This is a genomic window from Bacillus sp. EB106-04-02-XG92, from assembly GCF_058791995.1.
The window spans coordinates 14539-37599 of record NZ_JBYTEA010000002.1 but is presented as its reverse complement, the minus strand read 5'-3'; the positions used below and the strand labels follow the sequence as shown (position 1 = coordinate 37599).

General features: G+C 36.8%; 26 protein-coding genes. 15 read left to right on the top strand and 11 right to left on the bottom strand.

Translation table 11 applies throughout. The features are described from left to right. Window positions 1-223 precede the first annotated feature (223 nt). Entirely contained in the window at window positions 224-1294 is a 1071-nt protein-coding gene (locus AC3WVA_RS06215; protein WP_098346622.1) for an NAD(P)/FAD-dependent oxidoreductase, read from the bottom strand. A gap of 352 nt (window positions 1295-1646) precedes the next feature. Here AC3WVA_RS06215 and AC3WVA_RS06210 point away from each other — a divergent pair, with 352 nt between their 5' ends. The 3 genes from AC3WVA_RS06210 (at window position 1647) to AC3WVA_RS06200 (ending at window position 3392) form a co-directional block, all read left to right on the top strand. Continuing rightward, window positions 1647-1886, top strand: coding sequence for a YuzB family protein (locus AC3WVA_RS06210; protein ID WP_000595026.1), 240 nt, complete (start codon window positions 1647-1649; stop codon window positions 1884-1886). Between the two features lie 244 nt (window positions 1887-2130). Continuing rightward, window positions 2131-2997: a diaminopimelate epimerase gene (gene dapF / locus AC3WVA_RS06205; protein WP_492321829.1), complete on the top strand. Its 867-nt coding sequence runs from the start codon at window positions 2131-2133 to the stop codon at window positions 2995-2997. 41 nt (window positions 2998-3038) lie between these two features. After that, window positions 3039-3392 (top strand): HesB/IscA family protein, encoded by a 354-nt coding sequence (locus AC3WVA_RS06200; RefSeq protein ID WP_000573828.1) that lies wholly within the window; start codon window positions 3039-3041, stop codon window positions 3390-3392. Window positions 3393-3538: 146 nt separating this feature from the next. On the opposite strand, the gene AC3WVA_RS06195 is transcribed toward AC3WVA_RS06200, so the two are convergent. After that, window positions 3539-4102 (bottom strand): GNAT family N-acetyltransferase, encoded by a 564-nt coding sequence (locus AC3WVA_RS06195; RefSeq protein WP_098346623.1) that lies wholly within the window; start codon window positions 4100-4102, stop codon window positions 3539-3541. Between the two features lie 402 nt (window positions 4103-4504). Between AC3WVA_RS06195 and AC3WVA_RS06190 the strand changes: the two genes are divergently transcribed. Both AC3WVA_RS06190 and AC3WVA_RS06185 read left to right on the top strand, forming a co-directional pair. Beyond that, complete coding sequence (locus tag AC3WVA_RS06190; RefSeq protein WP_098346641.1) at window positions 4505-4612, top strand: methyltransferase; 108 nt, start codon at window positions 4505-4507, stop codon at window positions 4610-4612. Between the two features lie 105 nt (window positions 4613-4717). Then, entirely contained in the window at window positions 4718-5071 is a 354-nt protein-coding gene (locus tag AC3WVA_RS06185; protein ID WP_098346624.1) for a YxeA family protein, read from the top strand. A 27-nt stretch (window positions 5072-5098) separates the two neighbouring features. Here the strand turns inward: AC3WVA_RS06185 and AC3WVA_RS06180 are convergent, their stop codons facing one another. After that, window positions 5099-5560 carry a 2-thiouracil desulfurase family protein gene (locus AC3WVA_RS06180; protein ID WP_098346625.1) on the bottom strand — a complete coding sequence of 154 codons (462 nt, stop codon included), beginning with the start codon at window positions 5558-5560 and terminating at the stop codon, window positions 5099-5101. Window positions 5561-5639: 79 nt separating this feature from the next. On the opposite strand from AC3WVA_RS06180, the gene AC3WVA_RS06175 reads away from it, so the two are divergent. Beyond that, complete coding sequence (locus tag AC3WVA_RS06175; RefSeq protein ID WP_098346626.1) at window positions 5640-6521, top strand: helix-turn-helix domain-containing protein; 882 nt, start codon at window positions 5640-5642, stop codon at window positions 6519-6521. Window positions 6522-6538: 17 nt separating this feature from the next. On the opposite strand, the gene AC3WVA_RS06170 is transcribed toward AC3WVA_RS06175, so the two are convergent. From AC3WVA_RS06170 to AC3WVA_RS06160, 3 genes are all read right to left on the bottom strand, one after another. Further along, window positions 6539-7786, bottom strand: coding sequence for an MFS transporter (locus tag AC3WVA_RS06170; protein ID WP_078418163.1), 1248 nt, complete (start codon window positions 7784-7786; stop codon window positions 6539-6541). Window positions 7787-7961: 175 nt separating this feature from the next. Beyond that, entirely contained in the window at window positions 7962-8438 is a 477-nt protein-coding gene (locus AC3WVA_RS06165) for a GyrI-like domain-containing protein (protein ID WP_098520312.1), read from the bottom strand. A 126-nt stretch (window positions 8439-8564) separates the two neighbouring features. Beyond that, the gene (locus AC3WVA_RS06160; protein ID WP_141539469.1) at window positions 8565-9554 is read right to left on the bottom strand and encodes an NAD(P)/FAD-dependent oxidoreductase; all 990 of its coding nucleotides are present in this window, start codon (window positions 9552-9554) and stop codon (window positions 8565-8567) included. Between the two features lie 462 nt (window positions 9555-10016). Here AC3WVA_RS06160 and AC3WVA_RS06155 point away from each other — a divergent pair, with 462 nt between their 5' ends. The 5 genes from AC3WVA_RS06155 to pepA all read left to right on the top strand — a co-directional run bounded on the left by AC3WVA_RS06155 (window position 10017) and on the right by pepA (window position 14495). After that, on the top strand, window positions 10017-11225 hold the full coding sequence (locus tag AC3WVA_RS06155) for an NAD(P)/FAD-dependent oxidoreductase (protein ID WP_000856608.1): 1209 nt from the start codon (window positions 10017-10019) through the stop codon (window positions 11223-11225). 123 nt (window positions 11226-11348) lie between these two features. After that, window positions 11349-11855 carry an NUDIX hydrolase gene (locus tag AC3WVA_RS06150; protein WP_098346629.1) on the top strand — a complete coding sequence of 169 codons (507 nt, stop codon included), beginning with the start codon at window positions 11349-11351 and terminating at the stop codon, window positions 11853-11855. Beyond that, window positions 11852-12169: a YuiB family protein gene (locus AC3WVA_RS06145; RefSeq protein ID WP_000027015.1), complete on the top strand. Its 318-nt coding sequence runs from the start codon at window positions 11852-11854 to the stop codon at window positions 12167-12169. The genes AC3WVA_RS06150 and AC3WVA_RS06145 overlap by 4 nt, the downstream gene beginning before the upstream one ends. A gap of 86 nt (window positions 12170-12255) precedes the next feature. Next, the gene (gene spsC / locus AC3WVA_RS06140; RefSeq protein ID WP_141539468.1) at window positions 12256-12882 is read left to right on the top strand and encodes a stationary phase survival protein SpsC; all 627 of its coding nucleotides are present in this window, start codon (window positions 12256-12258) and stop codon (window positions 12880-12882) included. Between the two features lie 128 nt (window positions 12883-13010). After that, entirely contained in the window at window positions 13011-14495 is a 1485-nt protein-coding gene (gene pepA / locus AC3WVA_RS06135; protein ID WP_048528401.1) for a cytosol aminopeptidase, read from the top strand. Window positions 14496-14603: 108 nt separating this feature from the next. Here pepA and cdaS read toward each other — a convergent pair whose 3' ends face one another. After that, the gene (gene cdaS, locus AC3WVA_RS06130; protein WP_048528402.1) at window positions 14604-15209 is read right to left on the bottom strand and encodes a sporulation-specific diadenylate cyclase CdaS; all 606 of its coding nucleotides are present in this window, start codon (window positions 15207-15209) and stop codon (window positions 14604-14606) included. Between the two features lie 143 nt (window positions 15210-15352). Here cdaS and AC3WVA_RS06125 point away from each other — a divergent pair, with 143 nt between their 5' ends. Together AC3WVA_RS06125 and galU are read left to right on the top strand one after the other, a co-directional pair. Next, on the top strand, window positions 15353-17077 hold the full coding sequence (locus tag AC3WVA_RS06125; RefSeq protein ID WP_048528404.1) for a phospho-sugar mutase: 1725 nt from the start codon (window positions 15353-15355) through the stop codon (window positions 17075-17077). A 108-nt stretch (window positions 17078-17185) separates the two neighbouring features. Continuing rightward, window positions 17186-18073, top strand: a complete 888-nt coding sequence (gene galU / locus AC3WVA_RS06120) for a UTP--glucose-1-phosphate uridylyltransferase GalU (RefSeq protein ID WP_048528477.1) — start codon at window positions 17186-17188, stop codon at window positions 18071-18073. Window positions 18074-18118: 45 nt separating this feature from the next. Here galU and AC3WVA_RS06115 read toward each other — a convergent pair whose 3' ends face one another. Next, window positions 18119-18712 (bottom strand): biotin transporter BioY, encoded by a 594-nt coding sequence (locus AC3WVA_RS06115; RefSeq protein WP_048528406.1) that lies wholly within the window; start codon window positions 18710-18712, stop codon window positions 18119-18121. 50 nt (window positions 18713-18762) lie between these two features. Continuing rightward, on the bottom strand, window positions 18763-19506 hold the full coding sequence (locus AC3WVA_RS06110) for a DUF3298 and DUF4163 domain-containing protein (RefSeq protein WP_098346632.1): 744 nt from the start codon (window positions 19504-19506) through the stop codon (window positions 18763-18765). A gap of 95 nt (window positions 19507-19601) precedes the next feature. Here AC3WVA_RS06110 and AC3WVA_RS06105 point away from each other — a divergent pair, with 95 nt between their 5' ends. After that, window positions 19602-19985, top strand: a complete 384-nt coding sequence (locus tag AC3WVA_RS06105) for a hotdog fold thioesterase (RefSeq protein WP_001140608.1) — start codon at window positions 19602-19604, stop codon at window positions 19983-19985. 41 nt (window positions 19986-20026) lie between these two features. On the opposite strand, the gene AC3WVA_RS06100 is transcribed toward AC3WVA_RS06105, so the two are convergent. Then, window positions 20027-21403 (bottom strand): glycine--tRNA ligase, encoded by a 1377-nt coding sequence (locus AC3WVA_RS06100; protein WP_000287154.1) that lies wholly within the window; start codon window positions 21401-21403, stop codon window positions 20027-20029. A gap of 346 nt (window positions 21404-21749) precedes the next feature. Further along, entirely contained in the window at window positions 21750-22463 is a 714-nt protein-coding gene (locus AC3WVA_RS06095) for a DNA alkylation repair protein (protein ID WP_098346633.1), read from the bottom strand. Window positions 22464-22581: 118 nt separating this feature from the next. Here AC3WVA_RS06095 and AC3WVA_RS06090 point away from each other — a divergent pair, with 118 nt between their 5' ends. Beyond that, the gene (locus AC3WVA_RS06090; RefSeq protein WP_000390064.1) at window positions 22582-23049 is read left to right on the top strand and encodes a hypothetical protein; all 468 of its coding nucleotides are present in this window, start codon (window positions 22582-22584) and stop codon (window positions 23047-23049) included. Window positions 23050-23061 lie beyond the last annotated feature (12 nt).

The window sequence follows — 23061 nt, the reverse complement described above, 5'->3', positions numbered from 1 at the left end:
ATGAAATGCCTCCTATAAAAGTATTTACAACACAAAAAATAAGACCGAATGAATTCGGCCTTGAAGGAAATAAAACAACTTATAAATAGCATACACTGTTTATCGGTAGTTTTTAATATAAAAATGAAAAATAAATTATTATTCATATTGAGAAAGATGTGTCTGATAATTATATTGTAACGAATAAGAGAGGCTGCCTACTTAGTAGACAGCCTGTAAAGTATTAACCATTATGATATTTGTACATCCAGAGGATACCGGATTTTAATAATCTAGGTACACGTCCCATTAATGGTTGGTTTGCTAGTAAACCGAAGCCGTGCTTTTTACCAAGAGAGCCGAGAACACCTTTTAATTTAATAACAGGTAGTTCGTCAGGAAGTGGTTCATTATTCCAACGTTTCAATAATATTTGGACAATTTGTTCTCCTTGACCTTCAGCAAGTTGTGCAGATGGAGCATGTGGAAGTGCTGCGCAATCTCCTACAACATAAACGTGCTCGTTATTTGGAATATTGTGATATTTTGTTAAAACAACCCGTCCGCTACCATCTTGTTCAACTGGAAGGTTTCGAACAACTTCATTTGCTTGAATACCAGCTGTCCAGACGATTGCATCACATTCAAGTGGTTCATCGTGGTTGTACACAATATTTGGTTCTACTTTTGTAATGTTAGAGTTTCTTATAATAGTAACTTTATGTTTTACGAACCATTCTTCTACGTATCTACTTAATTTCTCTGGATATGGGAATAGAATTCTATCTTTTCGATCAAATAAGTGGATTTTTAAATCAGACCGGCTTTCGCGAAGTTCACTTGCAACTTCAACGCCACTTAGTCCAGCACCAACGACAGCTACCGTTGCATTTGGTTCTAGACTATTTAATTGTTCATATGTCTTACGTGTTTGTTCAATCGATTGTAGGCTATGTGTATATTCCTTCGCCCCAGGAACGTTATGATATTTATCCTCGCAGCCAAGACCGATAATTAAATCATCATATTGGATCGCTTCGCCGCTATCGAGATGAACAGCTTTTTCTTCGAGATCAATATTTGTTATTGTGCCGTATTGAATATTGAGGCGTGGGTGTTCAGGAAACGGTATACGAATATGCGTTTCTGAAATAGTACCCGCAACTAATGCATAATATTCAGTTTTGAAACAATGGTATGGTACTTTGTCGATTAATGTCACTTGTACATCATCTGGAAGTTGATTGCTTGGAAGTAGCCGCTGCAGAATTCTCATTCCACCGTAGCCGCCACCTAATATTACGAGGTGTTTCATGATGGATTACCCCTTTTCTGTTGAAATATCCCCTAATCATAAAATTTTATATTAATAAAATATTTTGACTTTACTCAATCAAATTATATCGAATTTGTGAACAAATAACAATGCATGAATGAATACTCTGTTGTACAATAAGAAGAAAAGTAGAGTAAACTGTTGTCATTTTTTAGTTACCATTTCATCGGAAATAGCATGTTATATAAAATAAAACCATCTACTTTGAAGTGAAATAGTGAAGTAACTAAATAGTTTGGAATGTATAACAAAAACAACAAGAAACAGCTTAGTTTTCTTCTTATAGATGAAGTCAGAAAGTAATTTGTTTTGTAGTACAGGGGGGAGAATTTTGATTAAACCATTAATTGAATTTTGTGTAGGTAACCTTGCAAGTGGTTCACAAGCAGCTTTAGAGAAATTAGAAAAAGATCCGAATTTAGATGTAATGGAGTATGGTTGTTTAGGTTATTGTGGTATTTGTTTTGAAGGACCATTTGCACTTGTAAATGGTGAAGTAGTACAAGGTGCTACAGTAGAAGAACTTGTTAATAACGTATATGAGTATTTGGATGAAAATCCAATGTTTTAAGGTGTTGCAATCGGCAGCACCTTTTTCTTTTTCTATTAGATAAAATTTTGTTTCGCAGGAGAGGATAATATTGTATATAAATAAAAAAAGACCCTTTTAGAAGGGCTTTTTTCTTACACAACTTGTGCAAGAATGGCTCATCGCCAAATGTTGTCAAATATGAGAAACGGGGGACATTCATATTGTGTTCTAAAAGCATGCATTTTATACTTGAAATAACAAATTATTTTTGGAGTGAATACAAATGAGCCAATTTTCTTTTACAAAAATGCATGGTCTTGGCAATAGTTATATATATGTAAATATGTTTGAAGAACAAATTCCGGAAGAAGATTTAGCTATTGTGGCGGAAAAGGTTTCAAATATTAATACTGGTATTGGAGCAGATGGAATGATTTTAATTTGTCCATCTGACGTAGCTCCGGTGAAAATGCGCATGTTTAATAATGATGGATCAGAAGGAAAGAGCTGTGGTAACGGTCTACGCTGCGTAGCGAAATATGCGTATGAGCATAAACTAGTAGAAGATACAGTTTTCACAATTGAAACGTTAGCTGGCATTGTAACAGCGGAAGTAACGGTAGAAGAAGGGAAAGTTACGTTAGCGAAAATCGATATGGGAGCACCGCGTTTAACGCGTGAAGAAATACCGATGCTTGGTGAAGGTGAAACACCATTTATTCGTGAAAACTTCTTATACAATAATCATCGTTATGCATTTACAGCTGTTTCAATGGGGAATCCGCATGCGGTTATTTTTGTGGATGATGTAGAACAAGCACCTCTTACAACACTTGGCCCAGTTCTTGAGACACATGAAATGTTCCCAGAGCGAGTAAATGTTGAATTCATTGAGATTTTGAATGAGGAAGAGATGAACTTCCGCGTTTGGGAACGTGGATCTGGTGTAACACAAGCTTGCGGAACAGGGGCGTGTGCTGCAGTTGTAGCCTCTATTTTAAATGGAAAAATGGAACGTGGTAAGGAAATTACAGTTCATTTAGCTGGCGGCGATTTAATGATTGCATGGACAGAGGAAGGCAATGTGTTAATGAAAGGACCAGCGGAAGTAATTTGCCGCGGAGTGTATGAGTACAAGATAGAAGCGTAAAGATGTATAATAGAATGAGAACGGAAAGGATGGTGTATTTCATGATTGAAGTTACAGAACAAGCAGCTTTTCAAATTAAAGATATGTTAAAAGATGCTGAAGATGGAGAGAAGTACGTGCGCCTTGCTGTACATGGCGGCGGATGTACTGGTCTTTCTTACGGCTTAGGATTTGAAGTAGAACCAAAAGAAGACGACACAGTTCTTGAATTTTTCGGTGTTGAATTTGTTATTGATAAAGAAAGTGCTCCAATTGTTAAAGGAGTAAAAATTGATTATAAACAATCTATGCTTGGCGGCGGATTTACAATTGATAATCCGAACGCAATCGCATCATGCGGATGTGGATCATCTTTCCGTACAGCGACAAATGCTGGTAAGCCGGAAGAGTGCTAAGTTTTTAGCAGAAATAGAGAAAGACCTTTTTAGCGATGAAATAAAATCGTTAAGGAGGTCTTTTCTTTTTTCGTAAAAAATCAAAAACTTCAATTTCCAAATGTAGAAACCGACCTTAAGATATGTTGCATAACGAATGTTGAAATCTAATTTATTTTTGCATAGATGCAAGTATCAGTTAGTTGTTTGCCGTCAGCGGTAAGATCTTCATTACGTAATATCCCTTCAAGCTCAAAACCTAATTTTTCAGGAATCGCACGACTTTTCGTGTTATTACGTTCACATCGTATTTCAACCCTTCTAAATTTGAATAACTGAAATCCAAAGTTTATTAACGCACTTACTGTTTCCGTCATATATCCATGGCCACTACATTGCGTGTTAATCCAGTATCCAACTTCACATTTAGAAACCTTCCAATCAATTGCGTGAAGGCTAGCAGTTCCAATAAAATCATTCGTCTTCTTATGATAGATAAGATAGCGAAAGCTTTCTCTTTTCAAAAAATCTATATGTGCATTTCTCAGGAGAATTTCCGTTTCTTCAACAGTAGGAATGGACTGGAATAGAGACAACCATTGCTTTAATTCACGAATGGAATCTTTAATAGCTTCGTGTACTACATTCCCTTCACCAGCTTGAAGTGGTGCTCGAAGAATGAGTCTGTCTGTTTCTATTTGTAACGGAACATCTAATAAAATAGGATTCATATTATTTCTCCCTTCAAAAGCTAGAAAATAATAAATATATATTCCATTCATCACTTAGAAATCCTTTTTCATCTATTGACTTCTAATTTCTTTATCATTTATTTGAGCTTCAAGTTCTCTGTTTTCCAGTTATAATTGAAGGATAGAAAGAGGGGATATATGCTGGAAGATATTTTTGAATTTATATTGAAGTACGTTATAGGTCCTATTTTTAGATTTATAAGATACCTTGTGATAGATATTATAATAGAATGCATAATAGAAGGTGTAATAAACGGTATAAGGAGATTACGTGATAAGTGGCGAAACTGGCGTGAAAGACGTTATTGGCGGTAATAGGTACATAAAAAATTGGCAGTAAAGAGATAGAGGATAAAAAGCCTTAAGGGAGATGATTAATTCATTTCCCTTAAGGCTTTTTATAACGAAGTAATAGCAACTCATCCAAGTTTAGAATCCGTACTCATTCCAATCGGTGACGGGATGACTGTTTCTAAAGTGAAGAAATAATTATTATCTTACAAAAGTGTAATGTTCATGTCATGTTTTTGAATTTCTTCTTTAAAGTTTAGGCCTTAAGATAACAATATAAGAAAAACACATGAGGTGAAGGAAATGAAAAGATATATTGCACTTTTTAGTATTTTAGTTGTATTTGCAAGCCTGTTAGTTGGCTGTGATTTAAATCGTATGGGTAAAGACGAGTATTACGTTCAAATTACAGTAGATGGAAAAGAGTATAATGGTAAATCTGATAATGGTGAGCCGTATAAAAATTACGAATATAAACTAAATGGTTTTGATAAAGACGGAAAAGAAAAAGAATTAGAATTTAATGCACAAAAAAATCTTCGTAAAGAAGCATTCTTACGTGTATATCACTCAGATAAAAAAGGTGTAACAGCTTGGGAAGAAGTGAAGAAAGACGAGCTTCCTACGAAAGTGAAAGAAAAATTAGGTGCGAAATAAGAAAGCAAAAGGAATTGACGAACAGGGTCAATTCCTTTTTTCTTTCTCAAAATCCTCTTCTGAAATGACTTTAAATCCGTATCTTTTGAATAAAGCAGTTGTTACCCCGTAACCAGTTTGTTTATTCCCGTTAAATTCTCCAGTGTAAATTGTAGAGCTACCACAAGATGGACTGCGTTCCTTTAAAATAATATATTCTGGATGTAAATCTTTCATTTGTTCTAGAGCTTTATAAGCACCGCTCACGAAAGCGTCTGTAACATCTTCACCGTCTTTTGTCATCACTTTCGCTTTACCATCTAAAACGTCATCGCCATTTCCGCCAATAATTTCAGCTGAGGGACGAGGCGTTGGCAGTCCTCCTAATACTTCAGGACAAACAAGTAAGGTATCTTCTCTTTGTAATAACTCCTCTATTTTTGAAACGAGATTGTCATTTCCATCATACCGACAAGCGATGCCACCTAAACAAGCGCTAATTACAATCATATTTTCATCTCCAATAAAAAATATTAACTATCACGCCAATTTCTCTTCCTGCCTCTTATTTATAAGTGAGGTGATAAAAATGGGAAGCTTATATAATTTAATGAAACCATATAGTGAATTTCGAAGTAAAGAAGAGTTTAATACATACCAAAAACAAGTTTTGAAATATTATCGAGTTCAATTAAATAAAACGGATGCTACTATTATTCATTTTTTAGGAAAATATGCGGTGAATGAGAAACAGAACACAGTGGGAGTTGCTTGTCCGTTAATGGAGACGATTGCTACGAATGTTGGAAAAAGTATTCGTACAGTACGCCGCTCTATTGCAAAGTTAGAGGAACTAGGAATTATAAAGCGTGTTGCGACAAAAGAAAGACATAAACGCGGCGGGTATAGTGCGAACTTATATGTATTTCTTATATCTGCAATTGACCGCATGGATGACCGTATGAAAATGTCCGCATGTGAAAGTGAGGATCGTGCAGCTGGCTGTAGTAAAAATGTGCAAAAAAATGAGGGGGAAACAATTCTTTATAAAAACATTCCACAAATAAAAGAGAATAGAAAAGAAACGTACGAACTTGATGAGACGTATTGCCGCCACGATATACCGAAGCCTTTTATATACGCACTTGTACCGATGACGAGTAATCCGAAGAAGATTAATATATTTTGGAGTAAGGTGGAACTTGCGTATAAAAAGAGCGGATTATTAGAACAAGGTGTTTTACTGGAGCAAATATTAGCTGATGAAGAAGTGTATGGAAATTTCATCTGGCGAGTGAAGAGTGTCGTGAGAGCGTATAAATATGGGGAAATCCGTAAAAATGTTAAGGCGCTTTTATATAGTACAGTGCGGGATCTATTTTTAGAGGTTGGACTAGAATGGGGAGCAGCTATGAGAAGAAGTAAGGGGATACCGTTATTTGATCCGTTTAAAAAGGAGCCATGCGTATAACACATGACTCCAAGTCGTTAATCAAACTTTCTTACAACTGGAACACGAATCGCTACAAATAGTACGAAGACGATAACGGCGATTGCACCGCTTTTCATAACGGTTACGATTGGAATTCCTATTGCAAGTGCGATTGATGTGAATGCATAAGAAAGCGGGATAAAGCCCATTGATGATAGCATAAGTAGACTCATTACGCGTCCCATCATTTCTTCTTTTACTGTCGATTGAATCATCGCCATAAGCGGAACGATAGCCATTGCGATTGTAATACCGTAAAACATGCCAGCTAATAATGCTTGCCAAAGTACGGTGCTAAAGTTAATGGATAAGAAGAACACACCAGACAGTAGCATCATGATAATGCAAAATAGACCACGTCTACGATTAATATTTTTTAAACCGACAATGATAGCACCTATTGCCATTCCGCCACCTACAGATGCTTCTAAGTAACTAAACTGAAGAGAATCACCGTGCAGAACATTTTTAACGAAAAGCGGGAAACCGACTTGCATCGGACCAATTAAAAATAAGTTTAAAAAGGCACTACAAAGAAGGAAAGTTGAAAGGAATGGTGATTCTTTTACATATAAGATTCCTTCTTTAATAGAAGTGAACATGCCTTTGTCTGTATTTTCCTGTTCTGGCATCGTAAATTGTATTTTTTGAACGAGTATGGCTGCGACGATCAGTAATAAAATCGTGATCGAAAAGATCGTTTCATAGTTCGTAAATTTGATAAGAATGCCGCCAAGTACAGGACCTAAGATGACCGATGCTTGGTTTGTCATTTGTGTAAGTGAGTTTGCTTGTGTTAAACGGCTTTTTTCTACAAGTTCAGGTAAGATAGATCCGTCAGCTGACCAGAAAAAAGCATCAGCAAGTCCAAAGAATAAAGCGAATAAAGCAAATGTATACAGTGTTACATCACCTACGATGAACCATGTAAGAATGGTCGCGACGAGAATAGCACGAATAATATTAGAATAAAACATAATGTTTTTTTTCGGGAATTTATCAGCTACAGCGCCGCCGATAATCATAAAAATAAGCCTTGGAACACTAAGAGCTACGAAAACAACACCGAGTGAAGCCTCAAGGTTTAATGTTTTTGCTATGTACCACGTTTGTGAAAAAGTAAAAAAGGCTAAAGCAAAACTTGAAAAGAGTGTAGCTGCCCAAAGAAAAAGGAAATTCGTATTTTTTAATAACGGTTTTCCGCTTCCCTCTAAAGCAGATTTATTTTGTTGTAGTTCCTCCATATTGCTTCCTTTCTATGTGACAAATTTAAACTAAAAAACTTGTTAACAATCACTTTATACAGTTTCTAATATTTCTATACTGCACTTTCTCATTGTAGACAATAATATTGAATTTGCACAGTGGCTATTTAACGACAAAAAAGAAGATACCAAATGGTATCTTCTTTTTTGTCGTTCAGGCTAATGCAATATAAATATCCAATTGTACGTTGTTTGGATCTGACGCTTTTTCATCATAAAGCTCAAAGTCTGTTGTAAAAGCACGTTTGTTTTCTTTTGACCATTTCCAAATATATTCCCAAGCCTCGCAAACGACTTCAGCAACTGGTCCCTTTCTCGTTGTAAATACCGCATACGTAGCAGCAGGTATTGTTAAAGTTGTCATATTTTCAGGAACGTCTTCTAATGAAGAAACGGGCATGCCGATTGTAAATTGATATGTACCAGTTTCATCTGATTCGTAATTTGAGTAGAAAGCGAATGTTTCTTTCGTTTGTTGATTTGGGATGTGATGCATAATTTGTTCTTGAAAGTATTGGTTCCAAAGCCCTGGAATTTTTCCTTTAGTAGATGTCTCTATTTCATTTGTCGTCGTAATCGAAATGCCGATTGCTTGGAAAGCTTCTTTTTTTACGATGATAGGTTCTTTCATCTTAAAATATCCCCCTTATTAAATAGAACGTTTGTTCTTGTTTTATTGTAACATATTTTGGAAGGATACGGTAGCACAATAAGAAAAGAACTCCTTCGCGTAAAAGGAGTTCTTTTCATTTCTATATTAAAACATACTAGAGCTGTGCATCGGTTGCAGTTTTGCGCTTGGATCGAAGTAAGCTTTTGCATTGTTTACTGCTGTTGGTGCTTCACCGAAGCCGCAAGCAATGAGTTTTACTTTTCCTTCATATGTACAGATGTCACCAGCAGCGTAAATGCCAGGAATATTTGTTTCCATTTTCGAGTTCACGAGAATGCTGTTTTTTTGTATATCTAAGCCCCAGTTTTTAATTGGCCCAAGGGAAGAAACGAAGCCGTAGTTTACGATTACGTCATCAACATCGATGATAATTTTTTCTTCCGTTTTTACATGCTGAAGAACGACTTGTTCAATTTTGTCATCACCAATGAGTTCTACTGGAACGTACGGTGTGCTTACTTCTGCACGAGAATTCATTAAGCTTTCTACGCTATGTTCATGCGCACGGAATTTATCACGGCGATGAACGATTGTAACTTTGTCAGCGATCGGCTCTAACATCATTGTCCAATCAACAGCTGAATCGCCGCCGCCAAATACTACGACGCGCTTACCAGCGAATTTATTCATATCATCAACGAAATAATGTAAGTTTTTCTTTGCATACTTTGCTGTACCTTCTAATTCTAAACGGCGTGGTTGGAAAGCACCATTGCCAGCAGTAATAATAACTGATTTAGAATAGTGAGTTTGTTTATTCGTAACAAGTTTAAATATACCGTCAGCTTGTTTCTCAAGCGTATCAACAGCTTCTTCTAAACAAACGGTTGGATCAAATTTCTTCATTTGCTCTTTTAAGTTATCAACTAATTCTTGTGCGCGCACTTTTGGGAATCCAGCTACATCATAAATGTATTTTTCAGGGTAGAGTGCGGATAATTGTCCTCCAAGTTGAGGTAAGCTTTCAATGATTTTTACACTTGCTTGTCTCATACCGCCATAAAATGCTGTGAACAGCCCTGTCGGACCACCACCAATAATTGTTATGTCGTAAACTTTTTGATTTTCTGCCACTTTCATTCCCCCTATAGATGGAATTTTGATATTGATTTCATATATTGTTCATATGTACACGAAAATCCTGCAAATGATGACACTTTCAAATAAATGATAGCATATTTGAGTTCATAATACTTCTAGAAACGACTGAATTGTGTGTAAGTTTTCGCATAGATGCTTTTTTAATTGTATAAAATATGGTGAAAGGAAAATACATGAAAAAAAGGTTGAAAAACCCTTGAAAACGCTATGTTATTTTAAAATATTGATAATTCTCCAGACGCTTGAATTCTGGAATAAAACCGACTAATATAGGGAAGTATTATGTTAAATTTCTATGACAAAATTCGTACGATTTTTTGACTGCGTTTTGTTATGATATAGAATGTGATAAATTCCACATTCTTGACAAATAGAGTTTTTAGTACTTGGTATTATTTTTTATTACTATTATATAAAGAAAAGGGTTGTGATTTGGTGAAGACTCCAAAAATCGTAGTTTTAGGTGCAGGTTATGGCGGGATGATTACGACTGTTCGTCTGCAAAAAGCATTATCTGTAAATGAAGCTGAAATTACGTTAGTAAACAACAACAGCTATCACTACCAAGCGACTTGGTTACACGAGAGCGCAGCTGGTACATTACAAGATGAAAAAATCTGTCTAGATATTCAAGACGTTATTGATACAAATAAAGTGAACTTTGTACAAGACACAGTAGTAGAAATTAAAGCTGCTGAAAAACGCATTATCTTAAAAGACGGCGAGTTAGAGTATGACTACTTAGTAATTGGTCTTGGTTTCGAATCAGAAACATTTGGAATTACAGGATTAAAAGAGCATGCATTCTCAATCGCTAACATTAATGCAACTCGTGAAATTCGTGAGCATATGGAAGCTAGTTTTGCTAAATATGCAACTGAACAACGCGATGAGTTAGTAACAATCGTTGTTGGTGGTGCTGGATTTACTGGTATCGAGTACGTAGGTGAGCTTGCAAACCGTGTTCCTGAACTTTGCAAAGAGTACAATGTACCACGTGAAAAAGCACGTATCATCTGTGTAGAAGCTGCTCCAACAGCACTTCCAGGTTTCGATCCAGCGTTAGTAGAATACGCTGTAAAACAACTTGAGAAAAAAGGTGTAGAATTCCGCATCGGTACAGCAATTAAAGAAGCAACTGAAGAAGGTATTATCGTTGCAAATGGCGATGACACTGAATTAATTAAGTCTGAAACAGTAGTTTGGGCTGCGGGTGTTCGTGGTAACGGTATTGTGGAAGAGTCTGGCTTTGAAGCAATGCGCGGACGTGTAAAAGTTGATGAGTACATGCACGCTCCAGGATACGAAGATGTATTCATGGTTGGTGACGCAGCGTTAATCATTAACGAAGAAATTAATCGTCCATACCCACCAACAGCACAAATCGCAATTCAACAAGGTTACAACATTGCACATAACTTAACTGTGTTAGTTCGTGGCAAGGGCGAAATGAAAAAATTCGCATTCGATAATAAAGGATCTGTATGTTCTTTAGGTCATGACGATGCAATGGGCGTTGTTATGGGCAAAAAGTTAACAGGTTGGAAAGCTTCCTTCATGAAGAAAGTAATCGATAACCGTTACCTATTCTTATTAGGTGGACCTTTATTAGTTCTTAAAAAAGGTAAATTAAAGTTCTTTTAATATATAGTAGAAAAAGCAGAAACGGCTAAGAGCTGTTTCTGCTTTTTTCATTTAAAAAATATAGTATAATATATAAAAAAGAAAGAATATTCTGTCCGTTCTAGTGGAGGAGGGTATTACATCATGGAGAAACGAGGGAAAGTATGGCTAGCTGTCGGCGGCTTAGTAGCTACAAAAGATGGCAGGTGGCTGTTCGTTAAGAAAAAATACAGTGGATTAAAGGGGAAATGGTCTTTGCCGGCTGGTTTTGTAAATGAAGGTGAGACGGTTGATGAAGCTGTGAAACGTGAAGTGTTAGAAGAGACAGGCATTGTCGCTCATGTGAAGGGGATCATTGGTGTTCGATCGGGCGTGATTCGAAATGAGATTAGTGATAATATGATTATTTTCCTTTTGGAACCTGAAGGGGAAGATATTATTGTACAGGAGAAGGAATTGTCTGAAGTAGCATTTCTACATCCAAATACGATTGCGGACGACCCAAATACGTCTGTACTTATTAAATACTTGTTAGAAAGAAAATCAGAATTACATCTTGAGATGGACAAAACATTAGATCCAGGAGAGCACTTTGGTTATACAGCCTATCATGTATTTACGGCGCATACGAAGGAGAGGGAGAAAGAGTGAGTATACCGGTACTACTTATTTCAATGATGTTATTTTTCATTTTGTTTTTTGGAATTGGATTTTTACTCAACATGATATTGCGAGCAACATGGGTAATGGTTATTGTGTATCCGATTGTTTGTATGCTTATTATTAATAAGGCGAGTATGTGGGATTACTTTTCAAAGCCAAAAGAAACATTCTCTTCATTTGGGACAAGTGTATCGCATTTAGGACAAGCGGATGTATTTATTTTATCGACTGGATTAGTAGGTGCTGCATTAGCAGGAATCGTAATTAAGAAACTTCGAAAAAGCGGATATCAAATGTTTTAATCTCCAATTCATTTGGAGATTATTTTTTTGCATATTCCATCATTGTATAGGGAATGATTAACGATGAAGGAGTGTGGAATATAAAAATGTTAAAACGATATTGTATTCGCATTATGATGACTTGTTTACTTGTATCCGCATTATGCGTAACATGGAATGCTTTCACAGGAGTTTCTTTATTAGAGATTGTAAAGAAATATGAGGGAACGAGTGCAAAAGAAGTACATGCAGCAGAAGTTAGGAGAAATGTTGCTCCGAGTAAAGAAGTGATAAATGCTTTAGAGCAGGCAAACGACTGGTCTAAATATCGTTCAATTGAAATGACCGCAACAGGTTATACGTCGGGAATTGAGTCAACTGGCAAGAGGCCGGGACATCCAGAGTATGGTATTACATATTCAGGTGTTAAGGCGAAAAGGGATTTATATTCCACAATCGCTGCGGATTTACGCGTATTCCCGATTGGAACGATTCTCTTCGTTCCAGATTATGGGTATGGTGTAGTAGCTGATAAGGGCGGTGCTATAAAAGGAAACCGTCTGGATCTATATTATGATACGGTGAAAGATGTTTATAGCCAATGGGGTAAGAAAAAAGTAAATGTATACGTAGTGAAAATAGGAAATGGTAAGTTTACAGAAGAAGAGTTAACGATGTTAAATGAAGACGAAACGATGCAAGTGTTCCGTGGTCAATATTTAAAACAAAGATAGTCTAGTGGTAATTACGCTAGACTTTTTTTATTTCATAATGGAGGTAGTAGTAGAAGTTAGAATTATCGCATTTTATCGAAAATAAAGTTATAATAAAGGTAGAGTAGAGAAATTTAGGGGGTCTGAACATGTTTCAAGTACAAAAAGAATTAGCAAGCCATGAAGCGGTAATTGTTGCCTTATTTGAAGAAGAGAAAACAAGTAGTTTTGTACAAGAACTGGACAAAGCGTTTGAAGGACAATTACAAGTTTTATTAGAAGAGAAAGAACTTTCTACTAAGAAGAAAGCTATTTCAAAAGTACATAGTTTAGGAAAAACAAATGTGAAACGTTATTATTTCGTTGGTTTAGGTAAGAAAGAATCTTATACGACGGAAACGTTACGTGCAGCTCTTGGTAAGGCGTTTAAAACGTTACAAGCAGCAAAAGTACAAGATGCAGCAATCTTACTGGATTCTTTCGTAACAGAGAAATTAGATGCGATTGATGTAGCTCATATTGCAGCAGAAGTACAAGGTCTTGGTACATATGAATTAGAAACGTATAAATCAGATAAAAAGGATCGTGTGGAATTAGAGAAGTTCACGGCTATTACAGCGGAAGATGCACAAGAAATTGAAGCTGCATTAACAGTTGGTTACGTACATGGACATGCAACAAATTCAGCTCGTACACTTGTAAATATGCCGCCAAACGTATTAACAGCGACAAAGCTTGCTGAGTATGCTGTTGAGTTAGCAGAGAAGTATGATATGGATTATAAAGTTCTTGAGAAAGAAGAGATGGAAGAGCTTGGTATGGGTGCGTTACTTGCAGTAAACCAAGGTAGTGTAGAGCCGCCAAAAATGATCGCTCTTATTTATAAAGGAAAAGAAGAGTGGACAGATGTTATTGGATTCGTTGGAAAAGGAATCACATACGATACAGGTGGTTATTCTTTAAAACCACGTGAAGGCATGGTCGGTATGAAAGGTGATATGGGCGGTGCAGCTGCTGTATTAGGTGCGATGGAAATTATCGGTGAACTCCGCCCAGAGCAAAATGTGATTGCTGTTATTCCATCAACGGATAACGTTGTAAGTGGTACAGCATTTAAGCCAGACGATGTAATCACATCTATGAGCGGAAAAACAATTGAAGTATTAAATACAGATGCAGAAGGGCGTCTAGCGTTAGCTGACGGTATTACGTATGCTAAAAAATTAGGTGCAAACTACCTTATTGATGTTGCGACATTAACAGGTGGAGTAATTGTTGCACTTGGAAATCATACGACAGGCGCAATGACAAATAATGAAGAATTGTTTGAGCAAGTGCTAGAGGCATCTATGGAAACAGATGAATCAATTTGGCAATTACCGATTTTTGATCGTGATAAAGAACGCGTGAGAAACAGTAAGTTTGCTGATTTAAATAACTCACCAGGCCGCGAAGGACATGCGGTTATGGCAGGTACATTCCTAGGTGAATTCGCTGAAGATACACCGTGGGTACACTTAGACATCGCTGGAACATCTGAATCATCAGGAGCGCATGATTTAGGGCCAGCTGGTGCAACAGGTGCAATGGTACGTACACTTGCAACACTTGTTGAACGTTTCGGAGAAGAATAAGATCATAAGAGAAGGCTGTTCCGATATTTTGGAACAGCCTTTTTTATTGGTATGACTCTGGTTGTCTTATCCTATATGAACTGCCCGCAAACTATATATAGTTGCACTTTATAACGAAATCGTATACAACGTCCCATTTAAGGCGAATGAAGTACGACCTGTTTCTTCAGAGACAACTAAAATAAGTGCATCGCTTTTTTCTGATAAGCCAATGGCAGCTCTGTGACGTGTTCCTAGCTCAGGATCGACTTCTGTGCTTTTCGTCAGCGGAAGAATATTGGCAGCTGAAACAATATGATTATTTTTAACGAGAACGGCCCCGTCATGAAGAGGGTTACCCGGATAGAAAATGGATTCAAGTAACGGTGAGGTTAAATGAGCATGTAATGTTGTTCCAGTTTGAATGAGAGATTCAAGCGGCTCATTTCTTTCCACAACAATAAGAGCCCCGTGTTTTCGGGCGCTTAAATGTTGGACAGTTGTTGTAATAGAATGTGAACTTTCCGTATAAGGTGATAAATACGCTTGAATATAATATGTAGCTGCCAATGTTTGTACGTTTGCTAACATATGATGAATATCTTCCATTTTGCACAAAATACATTCATCTTCTTTATCAATTGCTTGCCTCATAATGGATAATTCTTTTTCGGCAATTTCAATCATTTGCTTTGTTTGTATTTTGAGCTCTTCTGACAAGCCCCATTCTTGCATAATCCTCATTCCCTTTAGTGGAGTATTTAACCATAGTGTATACAAATATTACTAGTAAAATCCTGTTAGATTGTAAAAAATATTGAGATACAGGTTGTTTTTTTCATATAATAAAGGTATGACAAGTGAGAGGAGATAGAAGTATGAACTGGAAACAAGAATTTAGTCGCTGGCTTTCATATGGAGAGTTAGACGCAGAACTAAAAGAACAGTTAGAAAACATGAAGCAAGATGAAAAGAAAATTGAGGACAGCTTTTATAAAAATCTAGAATTCGGCACAGGTGGTATGCGTGGTGAACTTGGTGCTGGTACGAACCGTTTGAACGTATATACAGTTCGTAAAGCAACGCAAGGATTAGCGAAGTTTATTGAAAAATTAGGTGAAGAAGCGAAGAAGCGCGGTGTTGTTGTTGCGTACGATTCTCGTCATAAATCACCTGAGTTCGCAATGGAAGTAGCTGCTACACTTGGTGCACACGGTATTACAACATATGTGTTTGAAAGCTTACGTCCAACGCCAGTGCTTTCTTTCGCAGTTCGTCATTTACATACAGTGAGTGGAATCGTTCTTACGGCAAGCCACAATCCACCGGAATATAACGGTTATAAAGTATATGGTGAAGATGGTGGGCAATTGCCTCCAAAAGAAGCTGATGAATTAATTAGCTACGTAAACGCAGTAGAAGATGAATTAACAGTTGAGGTTGCTGATGTGGAGCAATTAAAAGCTGATGGTTTATTACATATTATTGGACAAGAAGTAGATGATGCATATGCTGCAGAATTGAACAATGTCATTATTAATAAAGAAATGGTACAAAACGTTGGGAAAGACTTAAAAATCGTCTTTACACCACTACACGGAACATCAAATATTTCTGTACGCCGTGGTTTAGAAGAAGTTGGATTTACGGATGTAACAGTTGTAAAAGAGCAAGAGTTACCAGATCCGAACTTCTCTACAGTAAAATCACCGAACCCAGAAGAGCATGCAGCGTTTGAGTATGCAATTCGTGACGGTGAGAAGGTAGGCGCAGATGTGTTAATCGCAACGGATCCTGACGCAGACCGCCTTGGCGTGGCAGTTCGTAATCACGATGGTGAGTTCCAAGTATTAACTGGTAACCAAACAGGTGCATTAATGCTTGATTACTTATTATCTCAAAAGAAAGAAAACGGAACACTTCCAGAGAACGGTGTTGTATTAAAAACGATCGTAACGTCTGAAATTGGCCGTACAATCGCGAAAGCATACGGTTTAGATACAGTTGATACGTTAACTGGATTTAAATTTATCGGTGAGAAAATTAAACAGTATGAAGAAAGCGGACAATACGAATTCCAATTCGGTTATGAGGAAAGCTATGGTTATTTAATCCGTCCATTCTGCCGTGATAAAGATGCAGTACAATCTGTTCTATTCGCATGTGAAGTAGCTGCATACTACAAATCACAAGGTAAAACGTTATACGATGGTCTGTTAGAAGTATTTGCGAAGTACGGTTTCTTCCGTGAAGATCTTGTATCGTTAACACTAAAAGGAAAAGATGGAGCGGAACAAATTCAAGAAATGATGGCAACATTCCGCGAAAATCCTCCGAAAGAAGTAGCGGGCTTAACAGTTGTAGCAGTTGAAGACTATAAAGCGAGCATCGTTACATCTTTACAAGATGGACATAAAGAAGAGATTCACTTACCGAAATCAAATGTGTTAAAATATCAGTTAGAAGATGGTTCTTGGTTCTGCCTACGTCCATCTGGAACTGAACCGAAGATCAAATTCTACTTTGGTGTACAAGATAGTTCTTTACAAAATAGTGAACAAAAGTTACTTACTATTAAAGAAGATATTATGAATCGTTTATAATATAAAGTAATTTTAAGTAGTAGGGAACGAAAGGGAGTGAAACCTCCCTTTTGTTCTATGTAAGGAAATGATTGTTATTGATTCTGACAGAAGAGAGGGTATTTTGTGATGAAAAGAGTAAGAAAAGCGATAATCCCAGCAGCTGGATTAGGAACACGTTTTTTACCAGCTACAAAAGCAATGCCAAAAGAAATGTTACCGATAGTAGATAAACCAACTATCCAATACATTGTAGAAGAAGCAGTAAAATCAGGAATCGAAGATATTATTATCGTTACTGGTAAAACGAAGCGTTCTATTGAAGATCATTTTGATAATGCATTTGAGTTAGAGCAAAACTTATTAGAGAAGAAAAAGTATGAGTTACTTGAAAAAGTACAGGCTTCTTCAAAAATGGTAGATATTCACTATATTCGTCAAAAAGAACCAAAAGGATTAGGACACGCTGTTTGGTGTGCACGTAAATTCATCGGTGATGAGCCATTCGCTGTTTTATTAGGTGATGATATCGTTCAAGCTGAAAAACCATGTTTACGTCAATTAATTGAAGAATATGATAAAACGCTTTCTTCTGTTATTGGTGTACAAACAGTTCCAGAAAATGAAACACACCGCTACGGAATTATCGACCCATTAGAGCAAGAAGGACGCCGTTACCAAGTTCGTAATTTCGTTGAGAAACCAGCAGCAGGTACAGCACCTTCAAACTTAGCAATTATGGGACGTTACGTTTTAACACCTGAAATTTTCATGTTCTTAGAACAGCAACATGTTGGTGCTGGTGGCGAAATCCAGTTAACAGATGCTATTCAAAGCTTAAACGAAATTCAACGTGTATTCGCTTACGATTTCGAAGGAAAGCGCTACGATGTAGGTGAAAAGTTAGGATTCGTTCAAACGACAATCGAAATGGCCCTGCAACACCCAGAATTACGTGATGACATGGTTGTAATGATGAAGAAAATTTTAGAAGAACAAACGAATCAAGAGTCTTAATATAAAAAAGGAGTTATTTCAGTGCGCTGAAATAACTCCTTTTTATTATGAAATCGTCGAATGAGAATGCTGATAAGCGGAACGACGTACAGCATAATATATACGAGGTGCGATAATAGCACCGATAATTGTAAATACAATATCTTTTACTGCGAACCACATCATAATCATCCAAGCAGCTTTATAGCTCATATTACCACCCATGAAGAAATTAACTGCCCCGTACATATAAGTAGTGCCGATAATATAAGTTAAAATGATTCCTGTGAAAGAGGCAATTGCAAATGTAGGAAATGTTGGTTTTTCCTTTTGTTCTATGAGTTTTCCTGATACGTAAGCAACGATAATAAATGCGATAATAAAACCACCAGTAGGATCTAAAAGTGCTCCAAATCCAGCTTTGAAGTTAGCGAAGATGGGCGCGCCTGCTAATCCAACAAGCATGTAAACCGTCATTGATAATGCGCCAAGTCTACTTCCAAGAAGAAGACCTGCTAAAATTGCGAAAAATGGTTGCATAGATAATGGGATACCCGCTACTTGCAGGAATGGTGCCCAAGATACAATATTTGCACCAATGGCCATAAGAGCAACGAACATGGCAGCTAATGCTAAGTCTAAAACATGAAATCTTCTCATAATGTTAACCTCCTGTTGTTTTTAGGTTAACATTATCGTAGCGAAAATATTTACTTGTTGTCAATCAAAATATTTTGATAAGAAGGCTTCAAATAGTCTCTTAGCAACGTATACGGAATACGAAATTGCGGAATTCCGCTAGAATAAGGAGCAATCTCATATAGAGGGAAATAAATGACGAGATTGTTCGGCTCTAAAAAGAAGTGAAACTTTTTCGTGCTCATGACCTTTTCAGTTGCATCGGGAAAATAAATACTTTCATTTTGTTTAATTTGTCTTACAATCTCAGCACGAATTACTTCTTTATATTTGTCTTCTTGTTGAAATAGATCGTCTAAGCGTAGTAACTTTTTTTCGTTTAAATCAAATGTGTTTGCTTTCCACGTATAAAGACCGTGCGCACCGCCTGTATATTGATAGTAATTCAAATATAGGCTGAGAAAAGGTGGTTTATTTAAGGAGACTTTATAATCAACATTCGCCACGTACGGATGAAATGGCGTACTAGATCCTTCTGTTTCTTTATAATATTTTTTTGCGTCTTTTTCTAATCTAGTTTTAAATTTGTCAGTAGATTTTTTGTAGTAGAGATTGAGCTTATTTTGAAATTTAGAATCGGAAAAGTTATGAAATGAAGGTCTGTTAATTTGATATTCTATATAAGGTTTCTTACCTTTTTGCGTTACAGTCTGAACATCGATTGTCAGGTTAGATGTTTTGGCTGCTAGTGCACAATTTGGTACAATAGTCAGCAAGGAGAACATAAGTAATAGTATATAAAATTTCTGTTTCATTTAGGTGAAACCTCCTTATATAAGTGTTATACGTAGTTTGAAAATAAACAGGTAAAATTATACATTTAATTGCAGTGAGAGAAGGGGGAAGCGATATGGCAAAAACTTTAATGGATTCACTTGGAATTGAGTTGTTAGAGATGACAGAAGATAAGGTGGTTGCTACGATGCCTGTTGATGAGCGTACGCATCAGCCGTTTGGTTTTTTACACGGTGGTGCATCGCTTGCATTAGCAGAAACAGTAGCAAGCGTTGGCTCATACAATTTAATTGATCAAGAGAAATGCATCTGTTTTGGTCTAGAAATTAATGCAAATCACATTCGCTCAAAGAAAGATGGAATTGTAACAGCAATCGGAACACCGATACATAGAGGAAATTCAACGATGGTTTGGGATGTGCGTATCATTGATGAGAATGACGATTTATTATGTATTTCAAGATGTACAGTAGCAATTAAAGAAAAACGTGAAAAGTAAAAAAAGAGGCGGCTCTCATGAGCTGCCTCTTTTTCTTATAATTAGAACTGGATTTTCTTCTCTAAGAAACCTTTTAGTTCGCTAATTGGCATACGAACTTGTTCCATTGTGTCACGGTCACGTACTGTAACAGCTTTGTCTTCAACTGAGTCGAAGTCGTAAGTGATACAGAATGGTGTACCGATTTCGTCTTGACGACGGTAACGTTTACCGATAGAACCAGTTTCGTCAAAGTCTACCATGAAGTCTTTAGCTAATTCTGCGAATACTTCAGTAGCACCTTCAGATAGCTTTTTAGATAATGGTAAGATAGCCGCTTTGTATGGTGCTAAAGCAGGGTGGAAACGAAGAACTGTACGAGAATCGTTTTCTAATTGCTCTTCTTCATATGCATCACATAAGAATGCTAATGTTACGCGGTCAGCACCTAAAGATGGCTCGATGCAGTATGGTACGTAACGCTCATTCGTTTGTGGATCAATATAGTTAAAGTCTTCGTTAGAGTGTTCCATGTGACGTTTTAAATCGAAGTCTGTACGAGATGCTACGCCCCATAGTTCGCCCCAACCGAATGGGAATTTGAATTCAATATCAGTTGTTGCGTTACTGTAGTGAGATAACTCTTCTTCACCGTGGTCACGAAGACGCATGCTTTCTTCAGTCATACCAAGTGAAAGTAACCAGTTTTTACAAGTTTCACGCCAGAATGCGAACCACTCTAAATCTTCACCAGGCTTACAGAAGAATTCAAGTTCCATTTGTTCGAATTCACGTGTACGGAATGTAAAGTTACCAGGCGTGATTTCGTTACGGAAGCTCTTACCGATTTGGCCAATACCAAATGGAAGTTTTTTACGCATAGAGCGTTGTACGTTTTTGAAGTTTACGAAAATACCTTGTGCTGTTTCAGGACGAAGGAAGATTTCGTTTGTGCTAGACTCTGTAACACCTTGGAATGTTTTGAACATTAAGTTGAACTGACGGATTTCAGTGAATTCTTCACTACCGCAATCAGGACATTTTACTTCATGCTCTTTCATTAAGTCAGCCATTTGGTCGAAAGTAAGACCGTCAACAACCATTTCGATGCCTTTTGCATCTAATGCATCTTCAATTAATTTATCAGCACGGTGACGCGCTTTACATTTTTTACAGTCGATCATTGGATCGTTGAAGTTACCAACGTGACCAGAAGCGATCCAAGTTTTTGGGTTCATTAAAATAGCTGCGTCTAAACCAACGTTGTATGGAGATTCTTGAATGAATTTTTTCCACCAAGCTTTTTTAACGTTATTTTTTAATTCGATTCCAAGTGGACCGTAATCCCAAGTGTTTGCAAGACCACCGTAAATTTCAGAACCAGGGAAAACAAAACCGCGATGTTTCGCTAAGTTTACAACTTGTTCCATTGAATACATAATAAAATCCTCCTTTTGAAAGTTAACGTATTGGCGATGACGTGCTCAGATGCTAGTGAAACGAGCGGTATATGCTTTGAAAAACATAAAAAAACGCTCATCCCAAGGCTTAATTGCCTAGGGACGAGCGTTTGCCCGCGGTTCCACCCTAGTTGATACACAAAAGGTGCATCCACTTTATCACGTATTGCTCGAGACTGCCGTTTCCTTGCAACTTCAGGCTTTCACTATCCCTGAATCGCTTTTTGTGCAAGTACTTATAAGTCCGTCATCGCTACTTATATTAATAATAATGAACATATTCTAACACGTTCTTTTTTAAATCTCAATAGAGGAACGTGTCTATCTATGATAGAGTCTCGCCTATTTTTTCGTTATTTATTCCGTAATTTTGTTTAATGTGCTTAATTGCTTCACGTTTACTGAGCGGGGCAAGTTCGTTATTTTGCACGTATTCCCATACTACATCGGGCTTTGTTTTTGCATATTCACGAAGGACCCAGCCAATCGCTTTTTGAATGAAAAATTCTTTTGAAGAATGTAGTTGTCCAATAATCCAGAAAAGAAGTTCTTCATCCATCTTTTGTTTATATTTTAGCTGGAACAAAATAGCGGCACGTTGTAACCATATGTTATTTGATGCGATCCATTTCGGAATATAGGCAGAAATTAATTCTGGACGTTGTAAAAAGATATTGCCTAAAAAGGTAGGGACGATGCTATCAACAGTATCCCACCAAGACTTTGTGACAATGAGTTCTTCTAAGAAGGGGATATGCGTTTCGTTTATATGCTTTTTATATTTTTGCATAATATCAAGTGCTGCTGCCTGAAATTCACGTTCTGGTAAATCCCAAAGCTCACGTATGAGAACTTGGAAGTCTTTTGGATCTGGGAGAGTATGTATTTGAATAACGTCTTTTAACAACTGTCTTCTCTCGGGAGTTTGAATACCGAGAAACGGGAAGTGATTTTTCATATAACGTGCCATCGGTTCTGCTTTTTCAGGATTATTATGAGCTGTGAAATGCTCTTGTAATGCTTGTACAAATGGATGCATAAGTGCGTTCTCCTCTCTTATTATCTCGCTCATATTATTATACAGAGAGTTTGGATAAATTTTAAAACATAACTTGTAAAGTAATGAAATATGTTGAGAGTAGAGAGGAGAGGATAAGATGGAAGATCAAGGCGTACTAGCGGGTTTCTTTGCTCTTAGTTTTGCGTTTATTCTTGTTGTATTGATTTGGGCAATTATTGCGTATTTATTAACGGCTTTTGCACTGTATACGATGGCGAAAAATGATGGTGCAACGGATGGTGCTCTTGCGTTTATTCCTTTTTTAAATAGTAAGATATGGGGGGATTTAGCGAAAGATAAATTACCAGACTTTTTGAAAGAAGAAGCAGGATGGAAAGTATTCGGCATATATGTCGCATGTTTCATTTTTAACTTCGTACCAATTCTATATTTAATAGCAACAGCTGTATCGATTGTGCTATCTATTTATCTTATTTACGCAATTTTAGATAGATACGGAACGAATTCTATATTGTTTACGATTATTCATACAATCACGTTTTCGGTTTTCTTACCGATTCACTTATTTATTATTCGGAATGAGCCGGTAAGGTATAACGAGTAAGTTTATTTTAAA

Excerpts from the sequence above, each read along its gene's own strand:
- AC3WVA_RS06215 (WP_098346622.1), bottom strand. The coding sequence starts at position 1,294 with ATGAAACACCTCGTAATATTAGGTGGCGGCTACGGTGGAATGAGAATT.
- dapF (WP_492321829.1), top strand. The coding sequence starts at position 2,131 with ATGAGCCAATTTTCTTTTACAAAAATGCATGGTCTTGGCAATAGTTAT.
- AC3WVA_RS06200 (WP_000573828.1), top strand. The coding sequence starts at position 3,039 with ATGATTGAAGTTACAGAACAAGCAGCTTTTCAAATTAAAGATATGTTA.
- AC3WVA_RS06195 (WP_098346623.1), bottom strand. The coding sequence starts at position 4,102 with ATGAATCCTATTTTATTAGATGTTCCGTTACAAATAGAAACAGACAGA.
- AC3WVA_RS06185 (WP_098346624.1), top strand. The coding sequence starts at position 4,718 with ATGAAAAGATATATTGCACTTTTTAGTATTTTAGTTGTATTTGCAAGC.
- AC3WVA_RS06180 (WP_098346625.1), bottom strand. The coding sequence starts at position 5,560 with ATGATTGTAATTAGCGCTTGTTTAGGTGGCATCGCTTGTCGGTATGAT.
- AC3WVA_RS06175 (WP_098346626.1), top strand. The coding sequence starts at position 5,640 with ATGGGAAGCTTATATAATTTAATGAAACCATATAGTGAATTTCGAAGT.
- AC3WVA_RS06170 (WP_078418163.1), bottom strand. The coding sequence starts at position 7,786 with ATGGAGGAACTACAACAAAATAAATCTGCTTTAGAGGGAAGCGGAAAA.
- AC3WVA_RS06165 (WP_098520312.1), bottom strand. The coding sequence starts at position 8,438 with ATGAAAGAACCTATCATCGTAAAAAAAGAAGCTTTCCAAGCAATCGGC.
- AC3WVA_RS06150 (WP_098346629.1), top strand. The coding sequence starts at position 11,349 with ATGGAGAAACGAGGGAAAGTATGGCTAGCTGTCGGCGGCTTAGTAGCT.
- spsC (WP_141539468.1), top strand. The coding sequence starts at position 12,256 with ATGTTAAAACGATATTGTATTCGCATTATGATGACTTGTTTACTTGTA.
- pepA (WP_048528401.1), top strand. The coding sequence starts at position 13,011 with ATGTTTCAAGTACAAAAAGAATTAGCAAGCCATGAAGCGGTAATTGTT.
- cdaS (WP_048528402.1), bottom strand. The coding sequence starts at position 15,209 with ATGCAAGAATGGGGCTTGTCAGAAGAGCTCAAAATACAAACAAAGCAA.
- AC3WVA_RS06125 (WP_048528404.1), top strand. The coding sequence starts at position 15,353 with ATGAACTGGAAACAAGAATTTAGTCGCTGGCTTTCATATGGAGAGTTA.
- galU (WP_048528477.1), top strand. The coding sequence starts at position 17,186 with ATGAAAAGAGTAAGAAAAGCGATAATCCCAGCAGCTGGATTAGGAACA.
- AC3WVA_RS06115 (WP_048528406.1), bottom strand. The coding sequence starts at position 18,712 with ATGAGAAGATTTCATGTTTTAGACTTAGCATTAGCTGCCATGTTCGTT.
- AC3WVA_RS06110 (WP_098346632.1), bottom strand. The coding sequence starts at position 19,506 with ATGAAACAGAAATTTTATATACTATTACTTATGTTCTCCTTGCTGACT.
- AC3WVA_RS06105 (WP_001140608.1), top strand. The coding sequence starts at position 19,602 with ATGGCAAAAACTTTAATGGATTCACTTGGAATTGAGTTGTTAGAGATG.
- AC3WVA_RS06100 (WP_000287154.1), bottom strand. The coding sequence starts at position 21,403 with ATGTATTCAATGGAACAAGTTGTAAACTTAGCGAAACATCGCGGTTTT.
- AC3WVA_RS06095 (WP_098346633.1), bottom strand. The coding sequence starts at position 22,463 with ATGCATCCATTTGTACAAGCATTACAAGAGCATTTCACAGCTCATAAT.
- AC3WVA_RS06090 (WP_000390064.1), top strand. The coding sequence starts at position 22,582 with ATGGAAGATCAAGGCGTACTAGCGGGTTTCTTTGCTCTTAGTTTTGCG.